This window comes from Phenylobacterium sp. LH3H17 (genome assembly GCF_024298925.1).
In the GTDB taxonomy this organism is placed as follows: Bacteria; Pseudomonadota; Alphaproteobacteria; order Caulobacterales; family Caulobacteraceae; genus Phenylobacterium.
This window is the reverse complement of record NZ_CP101283.1, coordinates 1,422,034-1,445,957: the sequence shown is the minus strand read 5'-3', so window position 1 is coordinate 1,445,957 and position 23,924 is coordinate 1,422,034. Positions and strand designations below refer to the sequence as shown.

The following is a 23,924-nucleotide window of genomic DNA, read 5'->3' as shown; positions in this document are numbered from 1 at the left end:
CCGCAGAAGGGGTCGGCCGGGACCCTGGCCCGGCCGCAGGGGAAGGCCTTCCCCTCACTGGCTGACGGCGTCAGCTGCCATGGCCTAAGCGGCGCGGGCTCCCACCAAATCGTCTTGACCTGCAAGGCTTGTGACGCGGATTCCACCACGGCTTTCCCATATTCCTGCGCTGCCATTGGAACGTCGCCCCTGCAAACTCATTGGATGGCGATGACTCATGCGGGATCACTCCAAGACCCTTGCCCCGAGCCGCTGGAAGTGACGGCGGTTCCCGGCGCCGTCGTTCTGACAGGTCCGGACGGAATCTGCATCGCCCTCACCGTGGAAGCCGCTGAGGCCTCGGTTGGCCTTCTTCAGGCGGCCGCCGATGCGGCAAGGAAAGGCTCCGCATTTGACGACGCGACGTCCGGTTCGTCGGAGTTTCTGTAACTCGCGTCCGAAACGGGGAGCGCCGCGCCTGAGTGTGTAGAGTCGCGACAGATCAGCCGCGGTCGGCCTGGAGCCGTCAGCGAGCCGCGGACGGAAGCCGCCGCCCCCTGCATCACCCCGACCTGAACGTGTAGCGCACCGCGAGCGCCGCTTGCGCGCCGCCAATCGCGATCGGCCTCGGACCTCGCATCTGCTCCCCGGGGCGTTGCGGGGTGTCCCTGCAGAAGGGGTCGGCCGGGACGTTGGCCCGGCCGTAGGGGAAGGCCTTGTATGGGGAATTCTCCGTCAAGCCCCTGCGAGCAGACATTCCGGAGTTCCGAGAAGGGTGGGGAGCGGACAATCGGACGGGACCGGAACCTAAGAAGGGGCGACGTGTTTGTGGCAGATCAAGGATGCCGGGGACAGGTCGGTGAATACTGCGCTGATCGGATCTGCCTGATCCAGAAAGCCAAACGCCATGCCCATGTCCTTCAAGTCCCTGCTGCTCGCCGCCGCCCTCGGGTTGGGCGCCCCGGCCTACGCCGCCGAACAGCCCGCGCCACCCCACGACCACAGCCACGCGCCTGACCAGGCCGCCGCGCCCGCCACGCCCGCCGCGAAGGGCGGCATGATGGCCAAAGGCGGGATGAAGGGGGGCATGATGGAGATGGCGCCTATGCATTGCATGGGCCTGTCCGAGGCGCGTCTGTCAGGTCTGAAGGCCGAGCTCAACATCACCGACCGGCAGCTCACAGCGTGGAACACCTTTGCGGAGGCCGCGAAGGCCGATCCCCGCCCAATGCCCGCCGGCATGACCATGCCGATGGCCAAGAAGCCCGGCGACATGCCGATGCCTATGAAGTCCGACGCCAAGCCGGGCGGCGACGGCATGATGGCGATGATGATGGCCAAGCCGCTCCCCGAACGCCTCGCACACCACGAAACGATGATGAAGGCGCACCTCGAGGCGCTCCACAACTCTCGGACGGCGGTCCTGGGCCTCTACGGCGTCCTGACTCCCGAGCAGCGCCTCATGGCCGACAAAAGCCTTTGCGGTATGCCGTGACCGGCGAAGCCTCGGCCTGATTCAGCCACAGCTCCGTCGGGCAGCTGTTCATGGGATATTCCACCGCGCAACCGTCTTGCGGATCATTGAGGAGTTGGCGGCTGGGAGATCGAGCGTGAAACGGGTGCCGATTGTCTATTTCTCCGATCTGCTGTGCCTTTGGGCGCATATTTCGGAGCTGCGCGTGGACGCGGCCAGGGCGACCTACGGCGAACAGGTCCGGTTCGAATACCGGTTCTGCTCGGTGTTCGGCGACACCGCCCGCAAGATCGCCGACGGCTGGGGCGACAGGGGCGGATACGCGGGCTTCAATGAACATCTGCGGCGCGCCGCCTCAGACTATCCCGAGGTTCAGGTGAACCCGGACATCTGGCTGACCGTGCGGCCCGCCTCCTCCACAGGCGCACATCTGCTCCTCAAGGCGGTTCATCTGGACGAGGCCGCCGGGGGCTGTGCGCCGCAAACCTATGAGAGAACCGTCCGCGGACTGCGTAGGGCATTTTTCGAGTCGGCGCAGGATATCGCGCGCTGGGAGGTCCAGTGCGCGGTCGGCCGGAGCTGCGGCGTCGACGTCGGCCGTATCGAGGCGTTGATTGACGATGGAGCCGCCTTCGCGGCCCTAGCCTCGGACTATAAGGACGCCGCCGCCATGGGCATCCAGGGCAGCCCAAGCTTCGTGCTCAACGAGGGTCGGCAGAAGCTGTTTGGCAACGTCGGCTTCAGGATCCTCGACGCCAACATCCAGGAACTTCTGCGCGCGCGCCAGACGGAACAGGCCAGCTGGTGCTGACCGCTACGACGGGCCGTATTGAAGGTCCGCATGGTCGGCATGGGTCGGACTCGATCATTGCTGCCCTGCTCAAAAGCAGCTGCTCTTCAGAGTCCGCTTGTGGGCGAGTGCCTAACTTCCGGAAATGGCGCCAACCGGACATTTCTGACCGTTAGGCATAAAGGTCGGAAATCGGACCCCATTCAGAGCCTCTGCGGCGTCAAACGCTTCGATTTGGTCGGCGTGGCGTGCATCGTACACGTGCGACCGAATGGTGAAGAGAGCCGACGGTTCGACGCCATCGCTCACCCAGAGAAATCGCTCCGATTCGCCAGGTTCGCGAGCGCCACCACGACCTGGGCCGCCGCGAACGGCTTGCTGATCATCACACTCCCGGGGACGCCGTGGGCCGGCCAATCCGCCGAGCTATCAGCGCTCACATAGACGATGGCGACGGCTGAGTTGAGTTCCCGTGCGCGGGTGGCTACAGCCCAACCGTCAGGGCCGACCCCGAGCCGTATGTCGGTCACCACGCCCGACAGCTGACCACTCAGAGGACCGTCGATCTGAGCGATCGCCTCAGCGCCGTCGTTGGCGATGATCGTCTGGAAGCCGCCCTCCTGAAGCGCATCGACGAGGAGGTCCTGGATCAACACCTCGTCCTCGACGACGAGAACCAGCGCGCTCTGTGGTTCCATGGTCATGACTTCCCCCTTACGCGTAACGGTCGACAGCCCGACATAAACCCGCGCCGCATAATCACCGTTCCGCGAGGGCGAGATTTGCATTGGCGCCGGCTCCGCGGCCGCCGCGGATCTGCTGACGACGCGCCTCTGGCGTCGGCAGACTGAGAGCGAGAATTTGATGCTCGCGCTCATGGTGACTGGAGCCGTTACATTTTGGCGTGACTGACGCCGAGCCAGCAAAACGTGACGTGAGCGATCCTAGCCGGGACTCTCCCCGGGCCGAAAGATTCTGCGATGATAGCGGCGACGTCTGCTTTCGGCGGGGTTCTCAATGTCTGCAGGTGGCGCTAGCCTGACGCGTCCAGCCTCTCCACAAGCTGGCAGGTAGATGTTGGCGGCTGGTCTTCTCGTGCTCGGTAGCACTAGCGCGGCCAGTTTCCCGGAATTGCGACCTCATTCGAACTCTCAATCCATGAGGGTGGCCAGCGGGAAGCGGGGAAGTCGGCCTTCCGGCTCGTAGAGCGGATGTCCGAGGCCTCGAGTACGTGGCTCAGGGTCGATTGTGCTTCAGATAGGCGATGGCGACCTCCGCGGTCGTTTCGAGGTAGGGGTCATCATCCGAGCCATCGTCGTTGATCCCGGGCTCCTGCCACCACTTCTCGATGACGCCGTCGTTCACAATCATCATGTACCGCCAACTGCGGTAGCCGAAGCCCAGGTGGTCCTTGTTGATGAGCATGCCCATGCGACGGGTGAAATGACCCGAGCCGTCTGGCAGAAGCCTGACCCTCGAGACGCCCAAGTGCTTGCCCCACTGGTACATGACAAAGGCGTCGTTCACGCCAATGCAGACCACCTCGTCGATCCCGTAGCGCAGAACCTCTTCGTAGGAACGCTCGAACGCCGGACACTGCTCGTTTGAGCAGGTCGGGGTGAACGCGCCGGGGAGGGAAAAGACCAGCACCCGTCGGCCCCCGAACAGCTCCTGGCTGGTCAGGTCCTGCCAGCGGAATGGATTGTCGCCGCCGATGCTTTGATCTCTGACGCGCGTCCTGAAGACGACGTCGGGCACATGGCGTCCTTCCATGTCGTGGGTCTCCCGTTGAGTGTCTGTGGCTCCCCAACGGGGCCAACAAGGGACGGTTCCTGAAACAGCACGACACAGGGCGGCCAGCCTGGCTGGCGGCGTAAGGCGGCTATGCATTCCGAGGTTCACTTCCCTCCGGCGCACACGGAATGAATATTCGAACTGCGCCATTGATCAGCCGGACAAGCCGCAGGGGACTCCCCGGACGGCCGTTCGCGACAACCGTGCTAAAGACGCCCATGGCTGCGGCTTACCTAACGGGACTAATCTATTTCGCGCTGGTCTTTAGCCTGGCCTTCGCGACCGGGGCTGCCCGCGTGCTTGTCGTCGCCCCGCGGGTTGGTCCGACCGCTGCGGTGCTGCTGGAAGTCCCGTTAATCATTCTGGCAAGCTGGGCCATCGCTCGCCGTCTGCTGCGCGACCGAGACTTCACCGCCCCCCAGCGTGTCGCGATTGGAGGGACGGCTTTCACCTTGACCATGGCCGCTGAAGCGGGGCTGGCGGGGATCATGCAAGGTCAAAGTCTAGAGGATTGGGCGATGACCGTCGCCACCCCGATCGGGCTGGTGGGACTGGCTGGACAGACCGCCTTCGCCGCGATGCCGCTCTTGGTCGGTCATGATCGAAGGCGGCCACGCGCTCAAGGTGATCGAGATCCTACCGCCGGCTGACGTTGGGTGTTAGATCGCCTAGTCACTCTGAAACCCGCCCTGGCGTCGCCGCAGCAATCCCGCCCGAAGCTCAGCCCTAACCGTTGAGGAACTCCCTACGCACGACCACAGAGTCTCTGCAGGGTGACCCTGCGGCATAGCGCCCGCCAGCCCGATAGTCCGACGCATTAGTACGAATAAGCGTATCTTCCTTTTCTGGCCTAGGAGGGCCGTCGCATTGACGCCCACCGAGCTGCGGAAATCCAACATCGAACTCTTTCGGGCGCTCCTTGAACGGACGTGCGACCCCAGTGAGCGCTTGCGGATCGAACGGCTGCGCGACGAGGAGCGGCTGAAACCGGACGACGCCTATCCGCTGTCGACAGATAAACGAAGTCCGCGCCCGCCCGTTGTCGGAAATTGATGCGGCCGAGCCTCGCGCGGTCCAGCCTGCGCGATGCATGGCCAGGCCGGGGACAATGGCGCCGACCTTTATCTGCTACCGTCATGACAGGCGTTCGGCCGGCTCGGCGCTGTCCCTCAAGCGCACCGGATACTCATCCCGCACCTCCCAGAACCTATTGATTTTGCGCCGCGCCCGTCAGGACGCTATCCCTGGCAACCTCTTTGGGCGTGCGCAGTTCTAAAGCCCAAGCAGTTGCCTGAAAGGCCCGATCTATGATCACGGTAAGAGCTATGGTCGCCTTGGCCTCGGTCGGCCTGGCGTGGTCAGTCACAGGTGCGGCCTCCGCACAAACGCCGCGCACCTATGGGCAAGCCCCGTCCTATGGCGGCGTGCCGGCCTCCTGCCGCAACGCGCAGACCCTGCCGGACGGGTCAATCTCAGCAGATTGCCAAGGCAGCGCTGGTTATCGCACAAGCACGATCCGCGCCGCCGATTGCCGTAGCACCCTGGTCAACCGCGATGGCGTCCTCAGCTGCGTCGGGGCGACGGCGACGGTTGGCGTCCCCAGCCGGGCGGACATCGTGGGAACGTTGCTCGGCGCTCTGTTCGGCGCGCCCACGACCGCGGCGCAGACACTGGAAAACGACTGGAGCGGCGGCCGCAGGCCGCTGAGCGAGCGCCGCGTCGCGCTCGACGCCCGGATCGACGCAGGTGTTCGCAACGGTTCCCTCACCCGGCGTGAGGCGGAACGGCTTCGCGACGAATATGACGAGTTGGTTGAAGCCGAGGCTCGGTACGCGGCGGACGGTCGCCTGACGAGCCAGGAACGCGCCGATCTTCGCACCCGATTTGACGACTTGTCGGAGCGTGTCCGCGAGGAGCGACGTGACGACGATCAGCGCTGGCGACCCTTGTCGGAACGCCGCGCAGAGTTCGAAGCCCAGGTCGAGGCCGCGCTACGAGACCGCACTCTGAACCGCATGCAATCGACTCGCCTGCGCTCCGACTTCCAAGTCCTGGTGCAGTTGGAGGCGGGCTATGCCCGCAACGGCATCGATGCGCGGGAAGAAGCCGACCTCACGGCTCGATACGACGACCTTCGCCAACGTCTGGGCGACGATGCGGACGATTACGATGACCGTCCGCAGGATCGCTGGCCCGGCATCGAACGTCGCATCGCCGCCGGCGAGCGGTCTGGCGCCATCGACACCCTTGAGGCGGCAAGGCTGAGGACCGAGCTCGGTGATCTCACGCGCCTGGATGCCGCCTACAACGCCAATGGCCTCAACGCCGAGGAACGCGACTATCTCACGCGTCGCTTCGGTGAACTGAGCGCGCGGGTGCGAACCACGCGCAGGTAGGACATGGGAGGCCCGAACAAGGCGGCAAGGAGCAGCGGCCCGCGCGCGGGATCGGCTATCGCGACTCGCCACTTGTCAGGCCTCAAAAGTCAAGCCGCTGGCCAAGTTGGAAATCTGCACACCCTGCAGGATCCTGCATCCGGCCCACAAACGCTGATGACCGTGTAGAGTCCGACCCGGGCCACGTTTTGGAGTTGGCGGATGGAGGCCGGTTCAGCCGAGGGCGAGATACCGGCCTCGCCATGGATGAGCTTGGTGAGTGTAGGGCCGCGCAGGTTGCCGAGCTGATCGATCAGAAGCAGACGCTCCCCTACCCAAAGAGCCCAGAGCCGCCGATTCGACTCCCCTCCACCAACAGGGTTCGGACGTCCGACGCCGACATCTCCCCGGGGCGTTGCGGGGCGTCCCCGCAGACGGGTCGGCCGCGACTTCCGGCGCGCCGCAGGGGAAACCCTTCCCCCACAAGCACTCCCAAGCCACACCCCTCACTCAAAGCTTTCGAACTCGAGTCCGAGCTCAACCCAGCCGCCGCGCGATCGATGTCAGGTCAGCATCAGCCCCCGGACCGCGCAATCCGGCTCTCTACGTAGCGCTACCTATGTAGCGCCCCTGAGTTGCTGCTGGCCCCGGCTCCCGCCTAAGGTGAAACTGCGGCGGGGGATCGGCTCACGCTGCGCGAGCGGACGGGTCGAGTATGCCAGAGCCTCTTCGAGTGCTGATCGCCGACGACCACCCGATCAACCGCCTGGTCTTCCAAGAGATGTTTCGACACCTCGGCTGCACGGTGGACGTCGTGGAGGACGGGGAGCAGGCGCTTCTGGTGGCGGCGACCGCCTGCTTCGACCTTATCTGCCTGGACCGGCACATGCCGGGCTTCTCGGGCGACGAGGTCGCGGCCCTGCTGCCCAGCGAGCAGTTTGTCGTCGCCTGGTCGACGGACCTCATGGACCTGCCCGCCCGGTTCAACAGTGTTCTTTCCAAGCCGCTCACGGCCGAGTCCGCAGTCAGAGTCATTTCAATGGCGCGCGCGTGGCGCGACGAGGCGCTTGGCCTCGTACCGCCGCCGGCTTACCCGCGGCTGCGCCGTCAGGCACGCTAGGCGCGGGCGGCCCTTCGCCAATGGCCAGAGTGGTTGCGAGGAGCGCCGCCCTCCACGCCGGGCTTATGCGCGCACCGTGAACATGTGGGTCCCCAGTCGGCGCACCTCGATGGAAATAAGTTTGCGTTCTTCAAGAATGAGACGGACGTGCGTGAACAGGTCGGCGTCAGGCGGGCACGTAAGGGCCTCAAACCGAGGCGGCTCCACGCCATCACTCAGGTACAGCTCGTAGGTCTCGTGCAGAGGTTTCGTCATCACGATTCAACAACGGGCGCGCCGGGGGCGGCGAGCGTAGCCGTAGTGGATAGCCAGCAGCGATGCGGTCCACACCTTGTGGAAGATACGTAGTCCGCTCGGAGCGTCCCGTCGGCTAGGCGCGCCCCACCCTTATCAGAAACGCCACTCTCCCCGCTGCGGCGCTTTTCAACGCAGCCGGAGGCGTATTCGGCCTGGGTTGAGCGCCTTAACCCGTCTCGACCACCACCCGAGCCTTGGAGTGATGCGCCACGAGGTCGTCATGCTCGGCTTCGCGGGTCGCCCGGGCCACATTGAGCCGGGTGTAGACGCGCTCGCCGCCTTTGGCGCCGGCCGCCGACCGGGCCTGGGAGAGGTCGCCTGTCACACCGATCACCAGGACATTCACCGGGAACCTGGTCTCCCCAATCACCACGAAGTTGCCGGCGACCGGCACATGGCTCCGGCTGTCCGGCCAGGCCCGGAAACGGTAGGTCGCGCCTGAAGCTCCAGAAACATCGATGAAATCCATGGGAGAGACTCATGCGTTAGGAGGCGAGGGCTGTCGCTTGATCGAGCGGGTCGAGGCGATAGCAATAACCACAGCGAAAAGCCAAGGAGACCGCGGTTCATGCCGCATATCGACCGGTTCCTGAACCACCGCCCGTCCATCCAGGTTCACCGGCCGCTCGGGCTGGGCTACAGTCTGGTGCGCGAGACCTGGGCCATCACCGCCGATCCCAAGAGCGTCCCGCCCCGCGTGGAGGTGATCGCCAGCCGCCGCAGCGCCTCCGACGCCGCCGACCTCGGGAGGACCTCGGCCAAGGCTTTTGAACGACACGGTTTCCACAAAGCCTCCGGGGCCTGGTGGGCCGCGGAGGAGGGTCTATTCCATCGTTTCGCCGTTCGGCCGCGACACCGGCCCCGCGCCGTGCTCGCGCTCGGTCTGGGCGTGGCTGGTCTAGCGGCTCTGGGCTTGGCGAAGGCGACCCGCCGGCCCGGAGCATCAAAATCCCCATGAACGCAGAACACACCGCCGCCATCGCGAAGGCCAAGGCCATGACCCGCACCTTAGCGAGCGCGCCTGATCCGCGCGGCCGGGCCCGCTCTGTCTATACGGACCTGGCCCGCCTTGGGGGCTGGTCGAAGGCGCATGAGGCCGCCATGACGGCCTTCGGAGCGTGGCTTGCGACACGGCCGCCGCCCGGCGAGCTCAAGGCTCGCTGCCAAGCGCTATTGAAGCAGCTGGACTGACGCGACCCCTGCGAGACGGACGCCTGCCGTTCGTGCGCGGGTTGTTATCGCTGGACCGCCGTCCTCGCGCCGGATTCTCTTGTAGAGCGGACGAGCCCACTCTCCGCTGCGCCGCGATTGGCGCTCGAGAGCCCTGGACGTCCTCGAAACCGCCCGGGGCTTGCTCGCCTAGCTGTGAGGCTGCAGCCCGACCAGATAATCCGCCGCCTTCTGCGCGTGCGACGCGGCGCTGAAGATCGCCCGCTTGTCGGCCTTCAGGACCTGTAGCCAGCCCGCCAGATAGGCCGCATGGTCCTCACGGGGGCTAAGCTCCAGCCCCAGGTCGGCGCAAACGAAGGCTGCGCCGAGTTCGGCCACCAGCTCCTCGCGGGCATAGCCCGCGTCGCTCCAGCGCTTGCGGCCGAGGTCACGGTCCAGCCGGGAGGGATGCCGCGTCCAATGGGTGCATTCATGGGCGAGCGTCGCATAGTAGCTCTGCGGATCCACGAAGCTCTCGAAGAGCGGCATCTGCACCCGGTCCTCGCCGATCATATAGTAGGCCTGACCGCCGCCATGGCGGATGTCGGCCTTGAGGCTTGAGAAGAAGGCTTCGGCCGCTTCGATGCGGCGGGCCGGCAGCAACGCCGACGCCACCGTGGCGTAGAAGGGCTCGGGCAGGCCCTCCACCTGGTCGACATTGAACACCGTATAGGCCTTGAGGAACGGGATCTGACGCTCGACATCCTGGCCGTTCTCATCGGCCTCCGACCGGACAATCTGGTTGGCGTAGACCACCGTCGATCCGTGCTCGCCCTTCCGGACATGGCCACCCAGCTCAAGGGCTTGGCGAAAGGTCATCCAGATCGGGGCGGAGTACCCGCTGGCGCAGGCCTGCGCCCAGAGCAGCAGGACATTGATCCCGCTGTAGGGCTGCAGGTTGTGACGCAGCGGCCGGCTGACGGCGCCGGCCAGGTGCTCGGCGGACCAGGGTTTGGTCCAAGGGCGGACCCCGCGTTCGAGGTCGGCGAGGATGGCGTCGGTGACGCGGGCGTAGAGATCGGGACGTGTTTCGGCGGTGGGGCGCGACATGGCCGCCTCCTGTGCTTTTGGATTTTCGGGAGAGAGGGGCCCCGCCGGCGGCGGGGCGCTTGGCGGGCTCAGTCGCCGTTGCGGCGCGACCAGATCAGGCTGTAGCCGTCCTCGGCCTCGACCAGGGAGGCGTAGATCGGGGCCGGGAAGCTCGGGTCGTCGAGCTTGACCGAGAGGTAGTCGCGCTCCTCGCGGCTCTTCTTGCTCCAGGCGGCCCCGAACTCGACGGCGGCGTAGAAGATGCGGAAGTCGGGAGCCTGGTCGTTGGACTTCTCGCTGGGACGGATCACCGCGGACTTGACGTTGAGGGTGAGGGTCTTGATCGACCCGGCGTAGGAGCCGTCGGCCTGCTTGTGAAAGGCGCCGATGGTGGCCATGGGGAAGTCTCCTGTTGCTGCTCGGCCGCGCCTGCCGCGGCCTCGATGGCGATCAGGACGCAGGGGCGGTCGGACCCGCAGCTTTCAGCCCGCAGCGTGAGCGGAGGACGCCGGACCAGGGGTCTTTGCCTCGCGATGGAATGGCCGAAGGCCAGGGGAAAGACGCCGCTGGCCGGCGTTGCGGAGGACGGGCGGGGCGCAAGCCCGCACCCCTGCGAGGGGTCAGGCCAGGAGAGGCCGCGCGGCGGCGGCGATCAGCTCAGGATCGAAGATCACCTCTGGCGACCGAGCCCGCCTCACAGCAGACCGATGTCGCCGGTCCAAGAGTTTCAGACTCCACAGACGTCAAATGTTCTGCCTATGTTCCGGTTCGCTTGAGGTCCCGACCAATGCCCGACATCTTCATCTCCGGCGTGCCGTTCATCGCGCTCGGGCACCGGGACGGAGGTTTCGCGCGCGCGCCCGGCCTCTTCGCGTTTAGCCGCCGCGATCTCAACGGCGTCCACACCGTCCTGCACTTCGAGATGGCTGCCCTGATCAGCCAGCGGGCCGCTCCAAGCCACCCGCGCTGGGCCTGGGCGCTCGGAGAGGGCATGGACAGTCTGCTCATCCATATGTTCGGCCGGCCGCCGCTCCCGAGCGCCAGGAAGCCTTCGACACCGTTCTCTGGAGCCCGGAGGCGGAGATCGTGTTCCTGGACGCCGACCTCGCAGATCCGGGCCCGGAGATCGATGTGGCGAGTTCGATCACCTGCGCCCTGGAAGCGCGGCGGGGACGCTAGTCCGTTGGCCTTGATCGTGAAGACACCGGGCGTGGCCAGCCACCCGAAGGTCTGGCGCGATCCCCTTTGAGCCAGCGTCAGGCGAGGTTCCAGAATACGAGGGCCGCATTGCGAGAGGCGAACACCCTTTCCTCGGCCACCCCAGGATGCAAGCCTGCGCCGGTGGGCTCGGATATGAACTCGGATTGTGGTCTTGTGGAGCTAGGCGCTAGGCCCTCATTTCGTCCTTGGGGGCGAGAGACGCTGCTACTCCTGGCGCTCGTCGCTGGCCTATCCGCGCCATCGCTCGCCACAGCTCACGGCGGCGGCCTCAACGCCGAGGGCTGCCACAACAATCGCAAGACCGGGGATTACCATTGCCACCGGGCGCGAGGCGCAGCATCCGGCGCGCAGGCGCCGTCCCGGCCGTCTTCGTCTCAGCCCCTCGGCTTCAGTTCTCGGCCTGTTGGCGGCGCCTACGCCAATTGCACAGCCGCGCGTGCAGCGGGGGCGGCGCCCATTCGTCGCGGCGAGCCCGGCTATGGCCCTCATCTCGACCGCGACAATGATGGCGTGGCTTGCGAGCCCTACCGGGGGCGCTAGGCCTCGGCGCCGAAGTATCTGAATGTCGCCACGAGGGTCTGTGCTCGGTCGTGGATCAGGACCTGGGCGTCCTGGCCGGCGTCGGCGAACCGTTTGCCGAGCGCCTTGGCTTCGGCCTCCGCCTTCGCGCCCGACAGGAACATCAGCGGCGCGCCCGAAAGCGCGGTGCGGATACTCCAGCCGCCTTCGACCGGAATAACGGCGATGCGATTGTCGGGAATTGCGTCCCAGGTCTGGTGAGCCGTCATCGTAGCCGAGCTCCTTGTCCGACCGATATATGGCGCTCCAATCTTGTCGCTCGCCACGCACAGTGAGTTGATGACGCAAGACGCAGGGCAGACAGCAATTCGCCCGCGCGGGCGGACGCGCGGGCGAAGGGACTTTGGGATGTAAAGGCGACCGCCTACGCGCCGTTTATTCCGTCGCCGGGGGCCACGACCCTTTATCACCAGCGCCGCTGGACGCGGGCTCTGTCCGCAGCAGAGGCGGCAGCCACCCCGTCCCGGCGAGCGCCTCTTCGGCGGCGGCGACCATCTCGGGCTTCTTCAAGCCCTCCAGGCGCTGGGCCGCTTCCACCGAAACGCCTTCAGCGACCGCCGCCACGATCCGCGCCTTGGTGACGCGGCTCAGATAGCTCGTGGCGTTGGCCCGCCAATAGGCGGTCATGTCGAGCCCCGCTGCATGGGCCAGGGCCTCGGCCTGGGCGAGCGCCATCGGCCTGCGGTCGAAGGGGCTGCGGACAGCGTTGAGGCTCAAGGCCGCGCAATGGGCCAGGAGCGCCAGCAGCTCATCCCCGTCCAGCGTCTCCACGAACGACCACAGGGCTGCGACGTCGCGCGGAATCCGCTGGCCCCAGGCGGTGTGGCGCGCGGCGAGCGCCAACCCCGCCGGGCTGTCCTCAACCCCCGGCGCATGCCCCGAAAGCGGGGCCGAGGTCGCCTTGATCTCCAGGCAGCTCGCCCGCTCATAGGGCGGGTAGAAGGCGCCGAGCGCCAGGGCATGAGTGACCGCGCTCAGCGCCAGGGTCGGATGCTCGCCCAGCACCACCCGCAGGGCGCAGGTCTTGTGCGCCGTCAGGTCCTGGACAAGGCGATCAGGGAGGGGAGCGCCCGCATCCTCGGCGGGTTCGTCGTCCTCCCGGTCCGAGTCCGCCGCACCGCCGCCGCCGTTGTCGGCTTCATCGCCTTCACCGTCCCGGCCGTGCTCCACCTCTGCGGCCTCGTCTTCCGGCTGCCGCGCCTGATCCTCGGGCCGGATGAGACCGCGCTCGATGCGGGGCGCTCCGTCATGTCCCAGGACCACGAACACCCCGCCGCGCGCCAGATCGTCAGGGTCGTAGGCGAAGCTGTCGCCCGCCGCCTTCAAGGCCGCGTCGATCTCGGCGAAGCGCGCCTCGATCTCGGGCGGAAGCTCCTCGACGCTGTCCAATTGGTCGACCAGGGCGTCGTACTCTTCGGAGAGCGCGGCGAGCCGCGCCTTGTCTTCGTCGGAGCGTGCGACGGCGTAGGCGTAGACGCGGGAGAAGCCGTGGGCGTGGGGATAGTCCAGGTGCCCTTCCGCCCATTTCCATCCCTCGTGGTTGCGGATGTCGATGGCGAGACCGGCGAGCTTCTCGGCGACCAGCCGGTCGAGCAGACCCACATCCTCCAGCCAGCCGCCGCCATCCTCGGTGAAGAGGTCGCGAAGGATCGTCCCGCCCGCCTGCGCATAGGCCTCGAGCCCCACGAACCGGGCGCGCCGGTCGCGAGCCTCCACCTTGGTCTCCGTCATCGCCGAGCGAATGAAGTGAGCCGAGCGGTTGTAGGAGAGGCATTCGAAGACCTGCTCCTGGCGCACGTGGTCCTCGCTGACCGCGAAGGCCATCAACTGGTCTAGGGTCAGGCCGTCTTCGCGGTAGATGGCCAGCAGCCTGGGGCTCACCGCCCCCAGCCGCAGGCGCTGGCGCACCACATGGGCGCTGACCCCGAACCGGGCGGCGATCTCCTCGGCGCCCAGGCCCCTCCGCTCGGCTTGATCGCGGAAGGCCTCGAACTGATCGGCGGGATGCATGGCCGAGCGGGTGATGTTCTCATCCAGGCTGATCTCCTGGGCATCGAGGTCGACCTCGATCATGCAGCTGACCGGATAGCTCTTCTTGATGACCTTGCGCTTGGCGAGCAGCTTGAGCGCCTGACGCCGCCCCTCGCCGATAGTGACCAGCCAATAGCCGGTCATAGCGCCCTCGGCGTCGCGCTCGGGCTCCACCACCGGCTTTTGCAGCATCCGCTTGGCGGCGATGCTGGCGGCGAGCGCCTCAATGGCCTCGGACGTGTGGGGGACCTTGCGCGCATTGCGCGGCGAGGCCTTGAGCCGGTCCAGCGGGATGTCGATCTCCGCGCCGCTGGCGATCTCGGTCGCGGTCTGCGCCGCCGCGCGCGCGGCCGCGTCGAACCTGGTGTGGGCGTTCATGTCTTGCCTCCTTTTGGGCCTGGCTGTCAGGCGCAATGCGCGCCTGCAGCCCTGCCCGTCGGCGAGACCGGGTGTGCAAGCGGAGGCGGCGCCTTCGCGGGGACCCGGCTGGCAGGGCCCCTTTGCGCGCCCTGCCGGTCCTGCTCCCATGACAAGGGGCCCGAAGCTGGGCGGAAGGCGCTCCGAAGCGCGCCGAGGGCGGGACGCCCTAAGCCACGCCGCCGCGTTCCGCGGCGGCCAAGAGACATGAAGGCTGCACAGGAGCCGCGCGATCCGCGCGGCGGGCGGCGCCGTCGAGCGGCCGGCGGCGGCCCAAGGCCGCCTCTTCGGGCGCGCCCGAGGGAGCCGCGGCACGCGGCGGGACCGAGCGCGACCGCCGGGCGCTTTCGAAACCTCTGGTTGGCGCCGTCTTGCCAATTTCCGGGATTGGCCGAAAGTCGAGGCGAGGGACGTCGAGACCGGACGGAGGTCATGAACACCGAGCAGGCGCCGACGCCACCGCCGGGCAGCGTCGTCATCCCCTTCCGCCATGGCGAGCCGGACGGGCCCACGGCCGTGGTGATCGGCGCCGGCCACGCGCCGTACTATCTGTTCCGGGATGGCCGGACCCAGTCGACCTCCTCAGCTGAGAGCGCGCCGGAGTCCACGAACTAGCCTGCCGGCATCCCTACTCCACTTGCGGGCGCGGCCAGGCTGGCGATCTGTCGGCGAAGGCTTGGCGGACGTTTCAGCGAAGGCCGCCGGTCTGCGTCAAAGGACGAGAGGCTACCGGGGCACTCAGCCCTTGGCGCGACCGCGCTTGGCGGCCGACGCGACTTTGCGGCCGAGACCGATCGACTTGGCCATCTGCGAGCGCGCCGCGCTGTAGCTCGGCGAGACCATCGGGTAGTCCCGGGGGAGGCCCCACTTCTCGCGGTACTGCTCCGGCGTCAGGCCCTTCACCGACAGATGGCGGCGCAGTGTCTTGTAACCGCGGCCGTCCTCGAAACTCAGCAGAGCCTCCGGGGTGATCGACTTGCGGATCTGGGCCGGCGTGAGCTTGGGCTGGGGCTCGGCCGGGGCCTCGGCCGGCTGGCGTGAGGGTTCAACGTCGGCGCGCACGGCCTGCAGGCTCGAGGCGATCTGCGAGATGACGTTGGGAATATCGGCGGCGACCACGTGTGTATTGGAGAAATAGGCCGCGGCGACATCAGCCACGAGTTCGCGAAGGTTATTGTTGTGGTCAGCCACAAGATCTCTCCGCGTGAATGTGCCGCATCGATAGAAATTTCAGACTGTGTTGGCAAGGCGACGTGACTGGACGCCGTGCGAAGTCTCGGGTGGGGCTGAATGGTCCAGGGAGCTGATCATCCGCAATGGGCGGCAATGATGCTCCGCCGATTGACCGAGTCACGGGGGGTGTGACTGTCGGAACTTGTCGCGCGCTGCGGAGTTAGTTCGATGAAACGGCCGTCAGAGGTTTTGGCGGCTGCAGCGGTCTGTAGAGATCGCTCTTCGGCGGGTAGGCTAGGTCCCCACGGGCTCACTCACCGATCCAAAGAGCCCGACCTTGCCACAGCAAGGCCGGGCTCTTGTCTATTGGGGGTTTGACGGATTCCCCCAGCCTTGTGGTCTCCAATGTCGCCGCCTATCAAGGCGGTGGCGGATGCCGCGTAATACAGCCCGGTCAAGAGCCAGGGGAGGCGCTTCGGCGGCTCGGCGGCGACCCGGTCGAATAGGCGGGCTCACACTGCTGAGATTCCAACATCCGCCCCCTTCATTTCTCAGCCGAGGGTTGCATTTTCCCGCCGGTTGATTCAGCCTCCGACTGCCGACGGCGCACCGTCGGCAGGGGCGTGGAATCCCCTCGGCAGTGATGAAGTCCGTTGGTGTCCCTGGAGACGCCGCGATCTCCTTCGATCACCCCGCGATCAACGGCGCGCCGGGCCGGTGCTTGCCGTCGCGTGAGGATTCCGCGTCTCCCGGAGAGGGAGAACGCGATGACCCGGGACCAACCAGCACGCGGCGCAGCAGCCGCGGGACGCATGGATATCGGCGCGCTCTACCGCCGGTACGCCGGATGGCTGAGGGCCACCCTGAGCAGGAGGTTCGGCCCGGACAAGGCCGACGACCTCGTCCAGGAGACCTATCTGCGCCTGCAGCGCTACGAGGGCCAGGTGATCGCCCATCCCACGGCCCTGCTGGGACGGGTGGCGCACAACCTCGCCGTCTCCGACCATCGCCGAGACCGGGCGCGCGGCGGCCTGCCGTTTCGACTGGAGGTGGTTGAGGACGGCCCGGAGATCGCGATCCCTCCCGACCAGGCCGAGCTCGTTCTCCTCAAGCAGATCATCCTCTCGATGCCGCAGACCTATCGCGACGTCTTCGTCCTCAACCGCTTCACCGGTCTCAGCTACCTTCAGATCGCCAAGGGCCTGGGGCTCTCGGTCAAGACGGTGGAGTGGCGGATGTCGAGGGCGCTCGCCCACTGCGCGGTGGAGTTGACCGGGGACGCCTAGGGCTCGGCTAGGATGCATCGGGTTGCGTCTTCGCAAGGAGGCGCCGCATTTGACGGAGCCGCTCCACGACAGAGGCGATTCACGTGGCTCCATCCAAGAAGACCGCGACCGGCCCCGACCCCATAGATATCCAGGTCGGGATGCAGATCCGCGCGCGGCGCAATTCCATCGGCTCCAGCCAGTCGGCCCTGGCCGAGGCGATCGGCGTCAGCTTCCAGCAGGTCCAGAAGTACGAGCGCGGCGCCAACCGGGTCTCGGCCTCGATGATGTCGCGGATCGCCGCGCACCTGGGCTGCAGGCCGGCAGATCTGCTGCCGTCCGGAGATGGGGGCGACGCCGTCCCGTTGGACTCGGAGTTCCTGAGCCAGGCCGGGGGCCCAGAACTCGCCAAGGCCTTCATGAGCCTCTCGCCCAGGCTCCGGCGCGCGATCGTAGACCTCGCCCTCTCGATGGCCGCCGCCCAGGCTCCTGAGGGCCATTCCTAGGCGACGATCTAAAGCGTTAGTGCGAGAGGGGGATGTCGGCTGAGACGCCGTCGCTACCAGACCTTGTTGCTGAACATCAGGGCGGGCCCCCGCCGGAGCTCTGGCCGACGCGCGCACCAGGGCTCACGCTTAGCTTTGAACCTGGGTTGCTTCAGCAAGCATCGAGCCAGAAAAGTCGGCGGGCCGACCTTGGCGAATAGCCGCATGCCGGACGCTCGCCGACGCTCCGTTCAGGCCTGGTGACCCGTTCCTGATCCGAGACCAGACGCTTCCTTCCACTCCATTGCCGCGTCCGGCTAGGTCGGCTTTGATGTAACCTTGCGCAGCTTGGCAGTCGAAGGAACGGTAGTGACGCCTCCCCCAAACCCTCTCGGCTTACCGCCTGTCGGTGTCTGGCGACTGTGGCGAGCGGAAATAGCCCTGGCGTGCCTCGCTTCGCTCACCTGGGTGTCGGCCGCCGCGATCGCGCACTGGCCCGCTCTTGATGGCTCAGCTCAGCGGCAGCGGCAGCGGCACAATCAGGAACGGCCGCTTTTCCGGATTGCAAAAGCCTCAAACGCCGCAACGAAAACGTCTTCTGGATATTCCTCGGGATCGGCAAAGTAGGCGGCCATGAGCCCTTCACCTAAGGCAGACAGCGCCTTGATCAGAGGCGTCGCTGGCATCGGCAATTCCTCCCCCGGATAGAGCCTCAACAACTCCTTGGCAGTATTCTCGACAATCTCCCGGCCTTGGATTGCAAGTCGCCGCCGGAGGGCCTCGTGACGGCGAACCTGCAGCTGGAATGACGCCGAATGCGCGGCCACCGGCGCGCGCGCTCGCGCGGCAGATGCGTAGGCACGCCCCAGTCGCCGCATGTGTTCGAGAAAGCTGGTCTCGGGCACATGCTCTGGCATCACTGGACTCCAACGGTCGAGCACTACCTCAGCAAACAGATCGTCGCGATTGGCGAAGTTGCCGTAGATCGCACCACGGGTCATTCCGGCTTTTGCGGCAATCGCCTCTAGCGTGGCCGCCTCGTACCCCTGATCTCGGATCAAATCGCCAGCAGCGGCAATGAGTGCTGCGCGCGTCCTCTCGCGCTTAGCGCCTCGCCGGCGGCGCACCGCCTTTTCGGAAACGATTCCGTCCATTGCTCAAAAGTACACATCATGCATTTTATGCACAGCGCATATTTTATTGGAACGAGAGCGGAGCTTCTGGGAATGACCTCCACCGAACACCTACCGAGCGGCGATGTACAAGGCGCGTTGATCCGTCCGGATACGTCCAATGGTCTGGGAGTGATGGTTCTCACAGGCTCAAGCGGCCGGGTGGATGCGGAGCGAGCCAAACGCTTCGCGAGTCTCGGCGCGACCTCTCTCGCTCTGCGTTGGTGGGGCGGCGAAGATCAGCCGCCAGGTATCAATCTCGTGCCGCTGGAAACCTTCGTGCGCGGCGTTGACCTCCTGCAAGCTGAAGGTTGCGACCGCATCGCTATCCTCGGCACATCGTTTGGAGCAACGGCGGCCCTGCTGGCGGCTGCGCGAGACCCCCGAGTCGACCACGTGATCGCGATCAGTCCCTCGGCCGTGGTCTGGCAGAATAATGGGCCGGGACAGGACGGCTCGGCCTGGCCGCCCCGCTCGTCCTTTACCTGGGGCGGCTCACCCCTTCCGTTCGTCGTCTGGGATCCTCGCGTCTGGCCGCCGTTCGGCACGCAGAATCCTGTCTTTCGGCCTATGTACGAACTCAGCCTGAGGACCTTTGAGGAAGATGTGCCAGCCGCATCGATTCCGGTGGAGCAAATCCAAGCCGAGATCATCCTGGTAGCGGGCAAGGCCGACGCTCTTTGGCCCTCCGACACCGCAGCGCGCAGGATCATAGAGCGCCTAGAACAGCATGGACGATCCGCCACGCTCGTTGAGCATCCCGACGCCGGTCATAGTCCCGCATTCCCTGGTGAAACCCAACTCGCAGCACCTGCCGAACGCGCCTGGGGCGGCGCTCCCGCCGCTGACCGCGAACTGGGTGCAGTCGCTTGGGATGTGATCGTCCGCCGCTTGCAGTCGGATGACAGACTCTCCGTCTAACGTGGAAGCACATTTCTCGTGCAGCTATCATGACGTGGGACGCAATGTCCGCTCGCCACCCGCATCGGCAGTTCGCCACGTCGGCTTTCGGGAGCTGAAGCCCTCAAGCCCTTCAATGGCCGCCTGGCGCCAACTGCAGAAGTTGGTGACCTGGCGGAGAGCGGACCTTCGTTGTCCGGTGGTGCATCGGCCGCGCTCTGCGGGTCGACAACCGAACCTCATCTTCGTGCCACGAGCTGAACTTGGGGACGGCGCCAGAAGCATCCTGTAGGGAACGCGCCTCGCCCAGGCCAAACGATCCGACTTGCCCTCCAAATCCGAGTTACCTGGCCTGCGCGACCGGCCCGCGGCTCGGTGGATTGGAACGTTGGCGAGTTTCTCAACTGGTCCAACGGCGACCGAGCTCGAGACCGTCAGGAGAGGCGATCGCGGAAGTCGCTGTAGTCGAATTGCTTCACCAACCTTAGGGCGTCGGTCTCGCTGTTCCAGAGCGCGATGGCCGGCAGTGGAACGCCGTTGAAGGTATTGGTCTTGACCATTGAGTAGTGCGCCTGATCCAGGAAGGCGATACGCGCGCCGATCTCGGGCGGCGCACGGAACACGTAGTCGCCGATGATGTCTCCGGCCAAGCAGGAGGGGCCGCCGAGCCTGACCGCGACGCCGCCTTCGCTCTCGTTCAGCATCGCGGGCCGATAGGGCGCCTCGATGACATCGGGCATATGGCAGGTCGCTGAGATATCCGTGATGGCCACGGTGAGCGAATTCTCGAAGGTGTCGAGAATCTCGCCGACCAGAATGCCGGCGTCGAGGGCGATGGCTTCCCCGGGTTCGAGATAGACTTGTAGTCCGTGGCGGCCCGAGATGTCCCGAAGCAGCGCGACCAGCTCGTCCGTGTGATAGTCGGCCCGCGTGATGTGGTGGCCGCCGCCGAGGTTCAGCCATTTCAGCCGCGGCAGGACATCGGCGATCTTCGGGCTAAGCGCGTCCCAGGTTCGGCGGAGCGGTTCGAAGCCCTGCTCGCACAGGACGTGGATGTGCAGACCGTCGACACCTTCCAGGTGTTCGGGCCGCAGCTGCGAAACCGGAAAGCCGAGCCGGGAACCGCCTTGGCATGGGTCGTACTTGGCCACCGCGCACTCGCTCTGCTCAGGGTTCAGACGCAGTCCGATCTGAAACCTCTCGCCCTGATCTCGCGCTCTTGAGATGACGTCGCTGAACCTGGCAAGTTGGGCGGGTGAGTTGAAGATCACCGTGTCGGACACCCGCAACAGTTCGGGCAGGTCGGCGGGCCGATACGCCGGAGAATAGGTCGTCAGCTCGCCCGTGTAGTGTTCTCGCGCCAGCCTCGCCTCCCAGAGGCCGGAGGCGCAGACGCCGTCGAGGTGCTCCCCGACGAGGCCGGCCAGCGACCACATGGAAAAGGCCTTGAGCGCGAGCAGCACCTTGGCCTCGCCCCTATCGCCCACATCCCTCAGGATGGCGAGGTTTCGCCGCACCATGACCTCATCGACCACAAAACAGGGCGACGGCACGCGGCGGAGGTCAAAATTCGCGAAGGCGCCTGGGCCGGCCGCGTGGGTTTCCATGTTCGGTTCCGTCAGAAGTCGAGCGGGGACGCCAGTTCCTGGACCTGCCAGGGGAGCCCGCGCTGGTTGAGCCTGTCCATGAACGGATCAGGATCGAGCTGTTCCATGTTGAACACGCCGGCCCCGTGCCATCGGCCGCTCAGCATCAGCGCCGCGCCGATCATGGCCGGGACGCCCGTCGTGTAGCTGACGGCCTGGGAACCGGTCTCCGCATAGGCGGCCTCGTGATCGCAGATGTTGCGCACATAGAAGGTCTTCGGCTCGCCGTTCTTCTCGCCGGACGCGATGACCCCGATATTGGTCTTGCCGCGCGTCACCGCGCCCAGGGACGATGGCTCGGGAAGCAAGGCCTTCAGGAACTGTAGCGGGACGATCTGGCGGCCCTCGAACATAATCGGCTCGATCCTGGTCAGGCCGACATTGCCGAGCACCTCCAGGTGCTTGAGGTAGGAGTCGCCGAACGTCATCCAGAAGCGGATGCGCTTGATTTCAGGATAGTACCTGACAAGGGATTCGAGCTCCTCATGGTACATGAGGTAGATATTGCGCGGCCCGACCTGCTCGAAGTCGAAGACCTGCTTGCGCCCCAGCGCCGGCCCCTCCACCCACGCGCCATCTTCCCAGTGTCGCGACGGCGCCGTCACCTCTCGGATGTTGATCTCGGGATTGAAATTGGTGGCGAACGGAAGACCGTTGTCGCCGCCGTTGCAATCCAGGATGTCCAGGCGATCAATGCGGTCGAGGAGGTGCTTGCGGATGTGGCCGGTGAACACCGACGTCACCCCCGGATCGAACCCGCAGCCGAGCAAGGCCATCAACCCGGCCGCTTCGAACCGTTCGTGGAACGCCCACTGCCACCCATATTCGAACTTGGCCTGATCGCGCGGCTCGTAGTTCGCCGTGTCGAGATAGCTCGCGCCGGCCTCGAGGCAGGCCTCCATGATGGACAGGTCCTGATAGGGCAGCGCGAGATTGACCACGACCCGGGGCTGCACCGCGGCGATGAGCGCCGTAGTAGCCCGGACGTCGTCGGCGTCGACCTCAGCGGTGGCGATGGTCACACCGGTTCGCTGCCTGACCGAAGCGGCGACGGCCTCGCACTTCTCGATCCTCCGGCTCGCCAGCGTGATGTGGGAGAACACCGCCGCATCCATCGCCATCTTGTGGACCGCGACCGAGCCCACGCCGCCGGCTCCGATGACCAGAACCCTACTCATTCGTGCCTCTCCTGACGCCTGACAAGCTCTGCAAGATGGCCGCCTGCACGTGGACGGGGGGTCCTATCACGCGCGCGACCGGCCCGCGAACCACCCCGTGGGAGCATCGGCGGACGACCTCGAGGAGGCATGACGTCGCGGCGACGACAGAGCCGATCGCGCTTCGCCTGAACACGACCAGGGCGCGTCGAAAGACTGGAACAGGTATGCAAGCTTGCCCTTGCAGGCTGGGGGTGACCGATCGTGGGCTTTTGCCCTGGGCGTCAGCGATTGAGAGATGTGAGTGCTCCCGCCTGACGTTGGAGCACCTCCATGGCGAAATACATTTTCGATATCACGGACGGCAAGATCGTCGTCGATATCAGCGGGCTCGACCTGCCGGATATCAATGCTGTCACCAGCCATGCCATCGGCCTCAGCAGCGCCCCTCCTCAGCTCCAACAGCCCGCCTTCTGGCGGGGTGAAGAGTGGCCGATCGAGGCGAAGGATATCGGCGTGGTGCTGTACACCCTGGCCTTCCGCGCCAGTGACAAACCCGTAGTCCGGCAGGAAGCCCGCGTGACGGTATAGGGGAAGCCCCCCTGGGCTCGACGCCCTCGGTCGCCTTGGACGGTGGCGGTGAGATTCGGGCGGGCGCCGAGCGCCGACACGGCCCTTCCGCGGGCGCGCCAAGACCCCAACCCATCGCGCGGGGCGGCGCATCCCTGGAACGATCCGGCGATGCTATAGCCGACCAGCTCAACACCAAAGAGGTCCGTCCATGCCTACAACCGAAGAAATCCACCTGGTCCGCCGTCCAAACGGCGTTCCCGCGCCGGCGGACTTCGCGCTCGTGGAGGCGCCGCTGGCCGACACCGAAGACGGGCAGGTCCTAGTTGAAGCCCTCTGGATGTCGGTTGATCCCTACATGCGCCCCCGGCTCGACGCCGATCAGCCCCTCAATGGGCCCCTGCTCGGCGGCGGCATCGGACGGGTGGTCCAATCGCGCAATACCAAGTTTCCGGAGGGCGCTCTCGTTCGTCACGGGGCGGGCTTTCGCAAACGCTTCGTCTCCAGCGGCAAGGGTCTTGCCGTCCTCACTCCTGACCCGGACCTGTCGCTCAGCGTCTATCTCCATGCCCTGGGCGGCACTGGCCTGACGGCCTACGGCGGCCTGCTCGAGACGGGCGCCCTGAAGGACGGCGAGCAGGTGTTCATCTCGACGGCCGCAGGCGCGGTCGGATCGGTGGCGGCGCAGATCGCCAAGATCAAGGGCTGCTATGTGGTCGGTTCCACCGGCTCGGCGGAGAAAGCGGCCTGGCTCCGGGACGAACTGAACCTGGACGCGGTGATAAACTACAAAACCGAGCCGCTCGCGGAGCGCCTGGCGCAGGTCACGCCCAACGGCATAGATCTCTATTTCGAGAATGTCGGCGGCGGCCATCTCGACGCGGCCCTGCCACGCATGAATGTCCGCGGCCGCATCCCAGTCTGCGGCATGATCTCCACCTACAACGGCGGCGGTGAAGGCGTGCGCAACCTCTTCGCCTTGATCTATGGCCGCATCCGCATGGAGGGGTTTGTCGCGAGCGACTTCGGCCATCTGAGCGCCGACTTCCTCCGCGAGATGACCGGCTGGGTGAAGTCGGGCCAGCTCAAGTACCAGGAGACCGTCCTGCAGGGTTTTGGGCGCGCGCCCGAGGGCCTGATCGGTCTCTTCAAAGGCGACAACCTCGGCAAGATGCTGATCCAGATCTCTGATTAGCGCCCTGGACGCGAGCCCGTATCGTCCCGCCGGGGGGCCGTTGACC

At 66.1% G+C, this 23,924-nt stretch carries 26 protein-coding genes; 15 read left to right on the top strand and 11 right to left on the bottom strand.

What is annotated here, in order from left to right; genetic code table 11:
- The first annotated feature begins 886 nt into the window (after positions 1-886).
- Together M9M90_RS07000 and M9M90_RS06995 are read left to right on the top strand one after the other, a co-directional pair.
- Positions 887-1,474 (top strand): Spy/CpxP family protein refolding chaperone, encoded by a 588-nt coding sequence (locus M9M90_RS07000; protein ID WP_254836448.1) that lies wholly within the window; start codon positions 887-889, stop codon positions 1,472-1,474.
- Positions 1,475-1,589: 115 nt separating this feature from the next.
- Positions 1,590-2,264 carry a DsbA family protein gene (locus tag M9M90_RS06995; RefSeq protein ID WP_254836447.1) on the top strand — a complete coding sequence of 225 codons (675 nt, stop codon included), beginning with the start codon at positions 1,590-1,592 and terminating at the stop codon, positions 2,262-2,264.
- Positions 2,265-2,548: 284 nt separating this feature from the next.
- Here M9M90_RS06995 and M9M90_RS06990 read toward each other — a convergent pair whose 3' ends face one another.
- Together M9M90_RS06990 and M9M90_RS06985 are read right to left on the bottom strand one after the other, a co-directional pair.
- Positions 2,549-2,947, bottom strand: coding sequence for a response regulator (locus tag M9M90_RS06990; protein ID WP_254836446.1), 399 nt, complete (start codon positions 2,945-2,947; stop codon positions 2,549-2,551).
- Between the two features lie 532 nt (positions 2,948-3,479).
- Positions 3,480-4,016 (bottom strand): peroxiredoxin, encoded by a 537-nt coding sequence (locus tag M9M90_RS06985; protein WP_254836445.1) that lies wholly within the window; start codon positions 4,014-4,016, stop codon positions 3,480-3,482.
- Positions 4,017-4,255: 239 nt separating this feature from the next.
- Between M9M90_RS06985 and M9M90_RS06980 the strand changes: the two genes are divergently transcribed.
- The 4 genes from M9M90_RS06980 (at position 4,256) to M9M90_RS06965 (ending at position 7,532) form a co-directional block, all read left to right on the top strand.
- Complete coding sequence (locus M9M90_RS06980) at positions 4,256-4,687, top strand: hypothetical protein (RefSeq protein WP_254836444.1); 432 nt, start codon at positions 4,256-4,258, stop codon at positions 4,685-4,687.
- A 217-nt stretch (positions 4,688-4,904) separates the two neighbouring features.
- On the top strand, positions 4,905-5,090 hold the full coding sequence (locus tag M9M90_RS06975; RefSeq protein WP_254836443.1) for a hypothetical protein: 186 nt from the start codon (positions 4,905-4,907) through the stop codon (positions 5,088-5,090).
- A gap of 272 nt (positions 5,091-5,362) precedes the next feature.
- A complete protein-coding gene (locus tag M9M90_RS06970) occupies positions 5,363-6,433 on the top strand; it encodes a hypothetical protein (RefSeq protein ID WP_254836442.1) in 1,071 nt (356 codons plus the stop codon).
- Positions 6,434-7,145: 712 nt separating this feature from the next.
- Positions 7,146-7,532: a response regulator gene (locus tag M9M90_RS06965; protein WP_254836441.1), complete on the top strand. Its 387-nt coding sequence runs from the start codon at positions 7,146-7,148 to the stop codon at positions 7,530-7,532.
- A 463-nt stretch (positions 7,533-7,995) separates the two neighbouring features.
- Here M9M90_RS06965 and M9M90_RS06960 read toward each other — a convergent pair whose 3' ends face one another.
- Positions 7,996-8,298, bottom strand: a complete 303-nt coding sequence (locus M9M90_RS06960) for a hypothetical protein (protein WP_254836440.1) — start codon at positions 8,296-8,298, stop codon at positions 7,996-7,998.
- 99 nt (positions 8,299-8,397) lie between these two features.
- Here M9M90_RS06960 and M9M90_RS06955 point away from each other — a divergent pair, with 99 nt between their 5' ends.
- Together M9M90_RS06955 and M9M90_RS06950 are read left to right on the top strand one after the other, a co-directional pair.
- Positions 8,398-8,787, top strand: coding sequence for a hypothetical protein (locus M9M90_RS06955; RefSeq protein WP_254836439.1), 390 nt, complete (start codon positions 8,398-8,400; stop codon positions 8,785-8,787).
- The gene (locus tag M9M90_RS06950) at positions 8,784-9,020 is read left to right on the top strand and encodes a hypothetical protein (protein ID WP_254836438.1); all 237 of its coding nucleotides are present in this window, start codon (positions 8,784-8,786) and stop codon (positions 9,018-9,020) included. The genes M9M90_RS06955 and M9M90_RS06950 overlap by 4 nt, the downstream gene beginning before the upstream one ends.
- 168 nt (positions 9,021-9,188) lie before the next feature.
- On the opposite strand, the gene M9M90_RS06945 is transcribed toward M9M90_RS06950, so the two are convergent.
- Both M9M90_RS06945 and M9M90_RS06940 read right to left on the bottom strand, forming a co-directional pair.
- The gene (locus tag M9M90_RS06945; RefSeq protein WP_254836437.1) at positions 9,189-10,088 is read right to left on the bottom strand and encodes an ArdC family protein; all 900 of its coding nucleotides are present in this window, start codon (positions 10,086-10,088) and stop codon (positions 9,189-9,191) included.
- 68 nt (positions 10,089-10,156) lie between these two features.
- Positions 10,157-10,465, bottom strand: coding sequence for a DUF736 domain-containing protein (locus tag M9M90_RS06940; RefSeq protein ID WP_254836436.1), 309 nt, complete (start codon positions 10,463-10,465; stop codon positions 10,157-10,159).
- A 955-nt stretch (positions 10,466-11,420) separates the two neighbouring features.
- Between M9M90_RS06940 and M9M90_RS21275 the strand changes: the two genes are divergently transcribed.
- Complete coding sequence (locus M9M90_RS21275; protein WP_371876924.1) at positions 11,421-11,828, top strand: excalibur calcium-binding domain-containing protein; 408 nt, start codon at positions 11,421-11,423, stop codon at positions 11,826-11,828.
- On the opposite strand, the gene M9M90_RS06935 is transcribed toward M9M90_RS21275, so the two are convergent.
- The gene (locus M9M90_RS06935; RefSeq protein WP_254836435.1) at positions 11,825-12,076 is read right to left on the bottom strand and encodes a hypothetical protein; all 252 of its coding nucleotides are present in this window, start codon (positions 12,074-12,076) and stop codon (positions 11,825-11,827) included. The genes M9M90_RS21275 and M9M90_RS06935 overlap by 4 nt on opposite strands.
- Positions 12,077-12,242: 166 nt before the next feature.
- Positions 12,243-14,276, bottom strand: a complete 2,034-nt coding sequence (locus M9M90_RS06930) for a ParB/RepB/Spo0J family partition protein (protein WP_254836434.1) — start codon at positions 14,274-14,276, stop codon at positions 12,243-12,245.
- Positions 14,277-14,747: 471 nt separating this feature from the next.
- Here M9M90_RS06930 and M9M90_RS06925 point away from each other — a divergent pair, with 471 nt between their 5' ends.
- The gene (locus tag M9M90_RS06925; RefSeq protein WP_254836433.1) at positions 14,748-14,930 is read left to right on the top strand and encodes a hypothetical protein; all 183 of its coding nucleotides are present in this window, start codon (positions 14,748-14,750) and stop codon (positions 14,928-14,930) included.
- Between the two features lie 123 nt (positions 14,931-15,053).
- Here the strand turns inward: M9M90_RS06925 and M9M90_RS06920 are convergent, their stop codons facing one another.
- Positions 15,054-15,506, bottom strand: coding sequence for a MucR family transcriptional regulator (locus M9M90_RS06920; RefSeq protein ID WP_254836432.1), 453 nt, complete (start codon positions 15,504-15,506; stop codon positions 15,054-15,056).
- 749 nt (positions 15,507-16,255) lie between these two features.
- Between M9M90_RS06920 and M9M90_RS06915 the strand changes: the two genes are divergently transcribed.
- Together M9M90_RS06915 and M9M90_RS06910 are read left to right on the top strand one after the other, a co-directional pair.
- The gene (locus M9M90_RS06915; protein WP_254836431.1) at positions 16,256-16,774 is read left to right on the top strand and encodes an RNA polymerase sigma factor; all 519 of its coding nucleotides are present in this window, start codon (positions 16,256-16,258) and stop codon (positions 16,772-16,774) included.
- Positions 16,775-16,857: 83 nt separating this feature from the next.
- On the top strand, positions 16,858-17,259 hold the full coding sequence (locus M9M90_RS06910; RefSeq protein WP_254836430.1) for a helix-turn-helix domain-containing protein: 402 nt from the start codon (positions 16,858-16,860) through the stop codon (positions 17,257-17,259).
- Between the two features lie 518 nt (positions 17,260-17,777).
- On the opposite strand, the gene M9M90_RS06905 is transcribed toward M9M90_RS06910, so the two are convergent.
- A complete protein-coding gene (locus tag M9M90_RS06905; protein WP_254836429.1) occupies positions 17,778-18,392 on the bottom strand; it encodes a TetR/AcrR family transcriptional regulator in 615 nt (204 codons plus the stop codon).
- A gap of 72 nt (positions 18,393-18,464) precedes the next feature.
- Here M9M90_RS06905 and M9M90_RS06900 point away from each other — a divergent pair, with 72 nt between their 5' ends.
- Positions 18,465-19,331 (top strand): acyl-CoA thioester hydrolase/BAAT C-terminal domain-containing protein, encoded by an 867-nt coding sequence (locus M9M90_RS06900; protein ID WP_254836428.1) that lies wholly within the window; start codon positions 18,465-18,467, stop codon positions 19,329-19,331.
- Between the two features lie 413 nt (positions 19,332-19,744).
- Here the strand turns inward: M9M90_RS06900 and M9M90_RS06895 are convergent, their stop codons facing one another.
- Positions 19,745-20,773 carry a carboxynorspermidine decarboxylase gene (locus M9M90_RS06895; RefSeq protein WP_254836427.1) on the bottom strand — a complete coding sequence of 343 codons (1,029 nt, stop codon included), beginning with the start codon at positions 20,771-20,773 and terminating at the stop codon, positions 19,745-19,747.
- 155 nt (positions 20,774-20,928) lie between these two features.
- Positions 20,929-22,134 (bottom strand): saccharopine dehydrogenase family protein, encoded by a 1,206-nt coding sequence (locus tag M9M90_RS06890; protein WP_254836426.1) that lies wholly within the window; start codon positions 22,132-22,134, stop codon positions 20,929-20,931.
- Positions 22,135-22,446: 312 nt separating this feature from the next.
- Here M9M90_RS06890 and M9M90_RS06885 point away from each other — a divergent pair, with 312 nt between their 5' ends.
- Both M9M90_RS06885 and M9M90_RS06880 read left to right on the top strand, forming a co-directional pair.
- On the top strand, positions 22,447-22,704 hold the full coding sequence (locus M9M90_RS06885) for a hypothetical protein (RefSeq protein WP_254836425.1): 258 nt from the start codon (positions 22,447-22,449) through the stop codon (positions 22,702-22,704).
- Positions 22,705-22,894: 190 nt separating this feature from the next.
- Positions 22,895-23,878, top strand: a complete 984-nt coding sequence (locus tag M9M90_RS06880; protein ID WP_254836424.1) for an NADP-dependent oxidoreductase — start codon at positions 22,895-22,897, stop codon at positions 23,876-23,878.
- The last annotated feature ends 46 nt before the right edge of the window (positions 23,879-23,924 follow it).

Excerpts from the sequence above, each read along its gene's own strand:
- M9M90_RS07000 (WP_254836448.1), top strand. The coding sequence starts at position 887 with ATGCCCATGTCCTTCAAGTCCCTGCTGCTCGCCGCCGCCCTCGGGTTG.
- M9M90_RS06990 (WP_254836446.1), bottom strand. The coding sequence starts at position 2,947 with ATGACCATGGAACCACAGAGCGCGCTGGTTCTCGTCGTCGAGGACGAG.
- M9M90_RS06985 (WP_254836445.1), bottom strand. The coding sequence starts at position 4,016 with ATGGAAGGACGCCATGTGCCCGACGTCGTCTTCAGGACGCGCGTCAGA.
- M9M90_RS06980 (WP_254836444.1), top strand. The coding sequence starts at position 4,256 with ATGGCTGCGGCTTACCTAACGGGACTAATCTATTTCGCGCTGGTCTTT.
- M9M90_RS06970 (WP_254836442.1), top strand. The coding sequence starts at position 5,363 with ATGGTCGCCTTGGCCTCGGTCGGCCTGGCGTGGTCAGTCACAGGTGCG.
- M9M90_RS06960 (WP_254836440.1), bottom strand. The coding sequence starts at position 8,298 with ATGGATTTCATCGATGTTTCTGGAGCTTCAGGCGCGACCTACCGTTTC.
- M9M90_RS06955 (WP_254836439.1), top strand. The coding sequence starts at position 8,398 with ATGCCGCATATCGACCGGTTCCTGAACCACCGCCCGTCCATCCAGGTT.
- M9M90_RS06950 (WP_254836438.1), top strand. The coding sequence starts at position 8,784 with ATGAACGCAGAACACACCGCCGCCATCGCGAAGGCCAAGGCCATGACC.
- M9M90_RS06945 (WP_254836437.1), bottom strand. The coding sequence starts at position 10,088 with ATGTCGCGCCCCACCGCCGAAACACGTCCCGATCTCTACGCCCGCGTC.
- M9M90_RS06940 (WP_254836436.1), bottom strand. The coding sequence starts at position 10,465 with ATGGCCACCATCGGCGCCTTTCACAAGCAGGCCGACGGCTCCTACGCC.
- M9M90_RS21275 (WP_371876924.1), top strand. The coding sequence starts at position 11,421 with ATGAACTCGGATTGTGGTCTTGTGGAGCTAGGCGCTAGGCCCTCATTT.
- M9M90_RS06935 (WP_254836435.1), bottom strand. The coding sequence starts at position 12,076 with ATGACGGCTCACCAGACCTGGGACGCAATTCCCGACAATCGCATCGCC.
- M9M90_RS06930 (WP_254836434.1), bottom strand. The coding sequence starts at position 14,276 with ATGAACGCCCACACCAGGTTCGACGCGGCCGCGCGCGCGGCGGCGCAG.
- M9M90_RS06925 (WP_254836433.1), top strand. The coding sequence starts at position 14,748 with ATGAACACCGAGCAGGCGCCGACGCCACCGCCGGGCAGCGTCGTCATC.
- M9M90_RS06915 (WP_254836431.1), top strand. The coding sequence starts at position 16,256 with ATGACCCGGGACCAACCAGCACGCGGCGCAGCAGCCGCGGGACGCATG.
- M9M90_RS06905 (WP_254836429.1), bottom strand. The coding sequence starts at position 18,392 with ATGGACGGAATCGTTTCCGAAAAGGCGGTGCGCCGCCGGCGAGGCGCT.
- M9M90_RS06900 (WP_254836428.1), top strand. The coding sequence starts at position 18,465 with ATGACCTCCACCGAACACCTACCGAGCGGCGATGTACAAGGCGCGTTG.
- M9M90_RS06890 (WP_254836426.1), bottom strand. The coding sequence starts at position 22,134 with ATGAGTAGGGTTCTGGTCATCGGAGCCGGCGGCGTGGGCTCGGTCGCG.
- M9M90_RS06885 (WP_254836425.1), top strand. The coding sequence starts at position 22,447 with ATGGCGAAATACATTTTCGATATCACGGACGGCAAGATCGTCGTCGAT.
- M9M90_RS06880 (WP_254836424.1), top strand. The coding sequence starts at position 22,895 with ATGCCTACAACCGAAGAAATCCACCTGGTCCGCCGTCCAAACGGCGTT.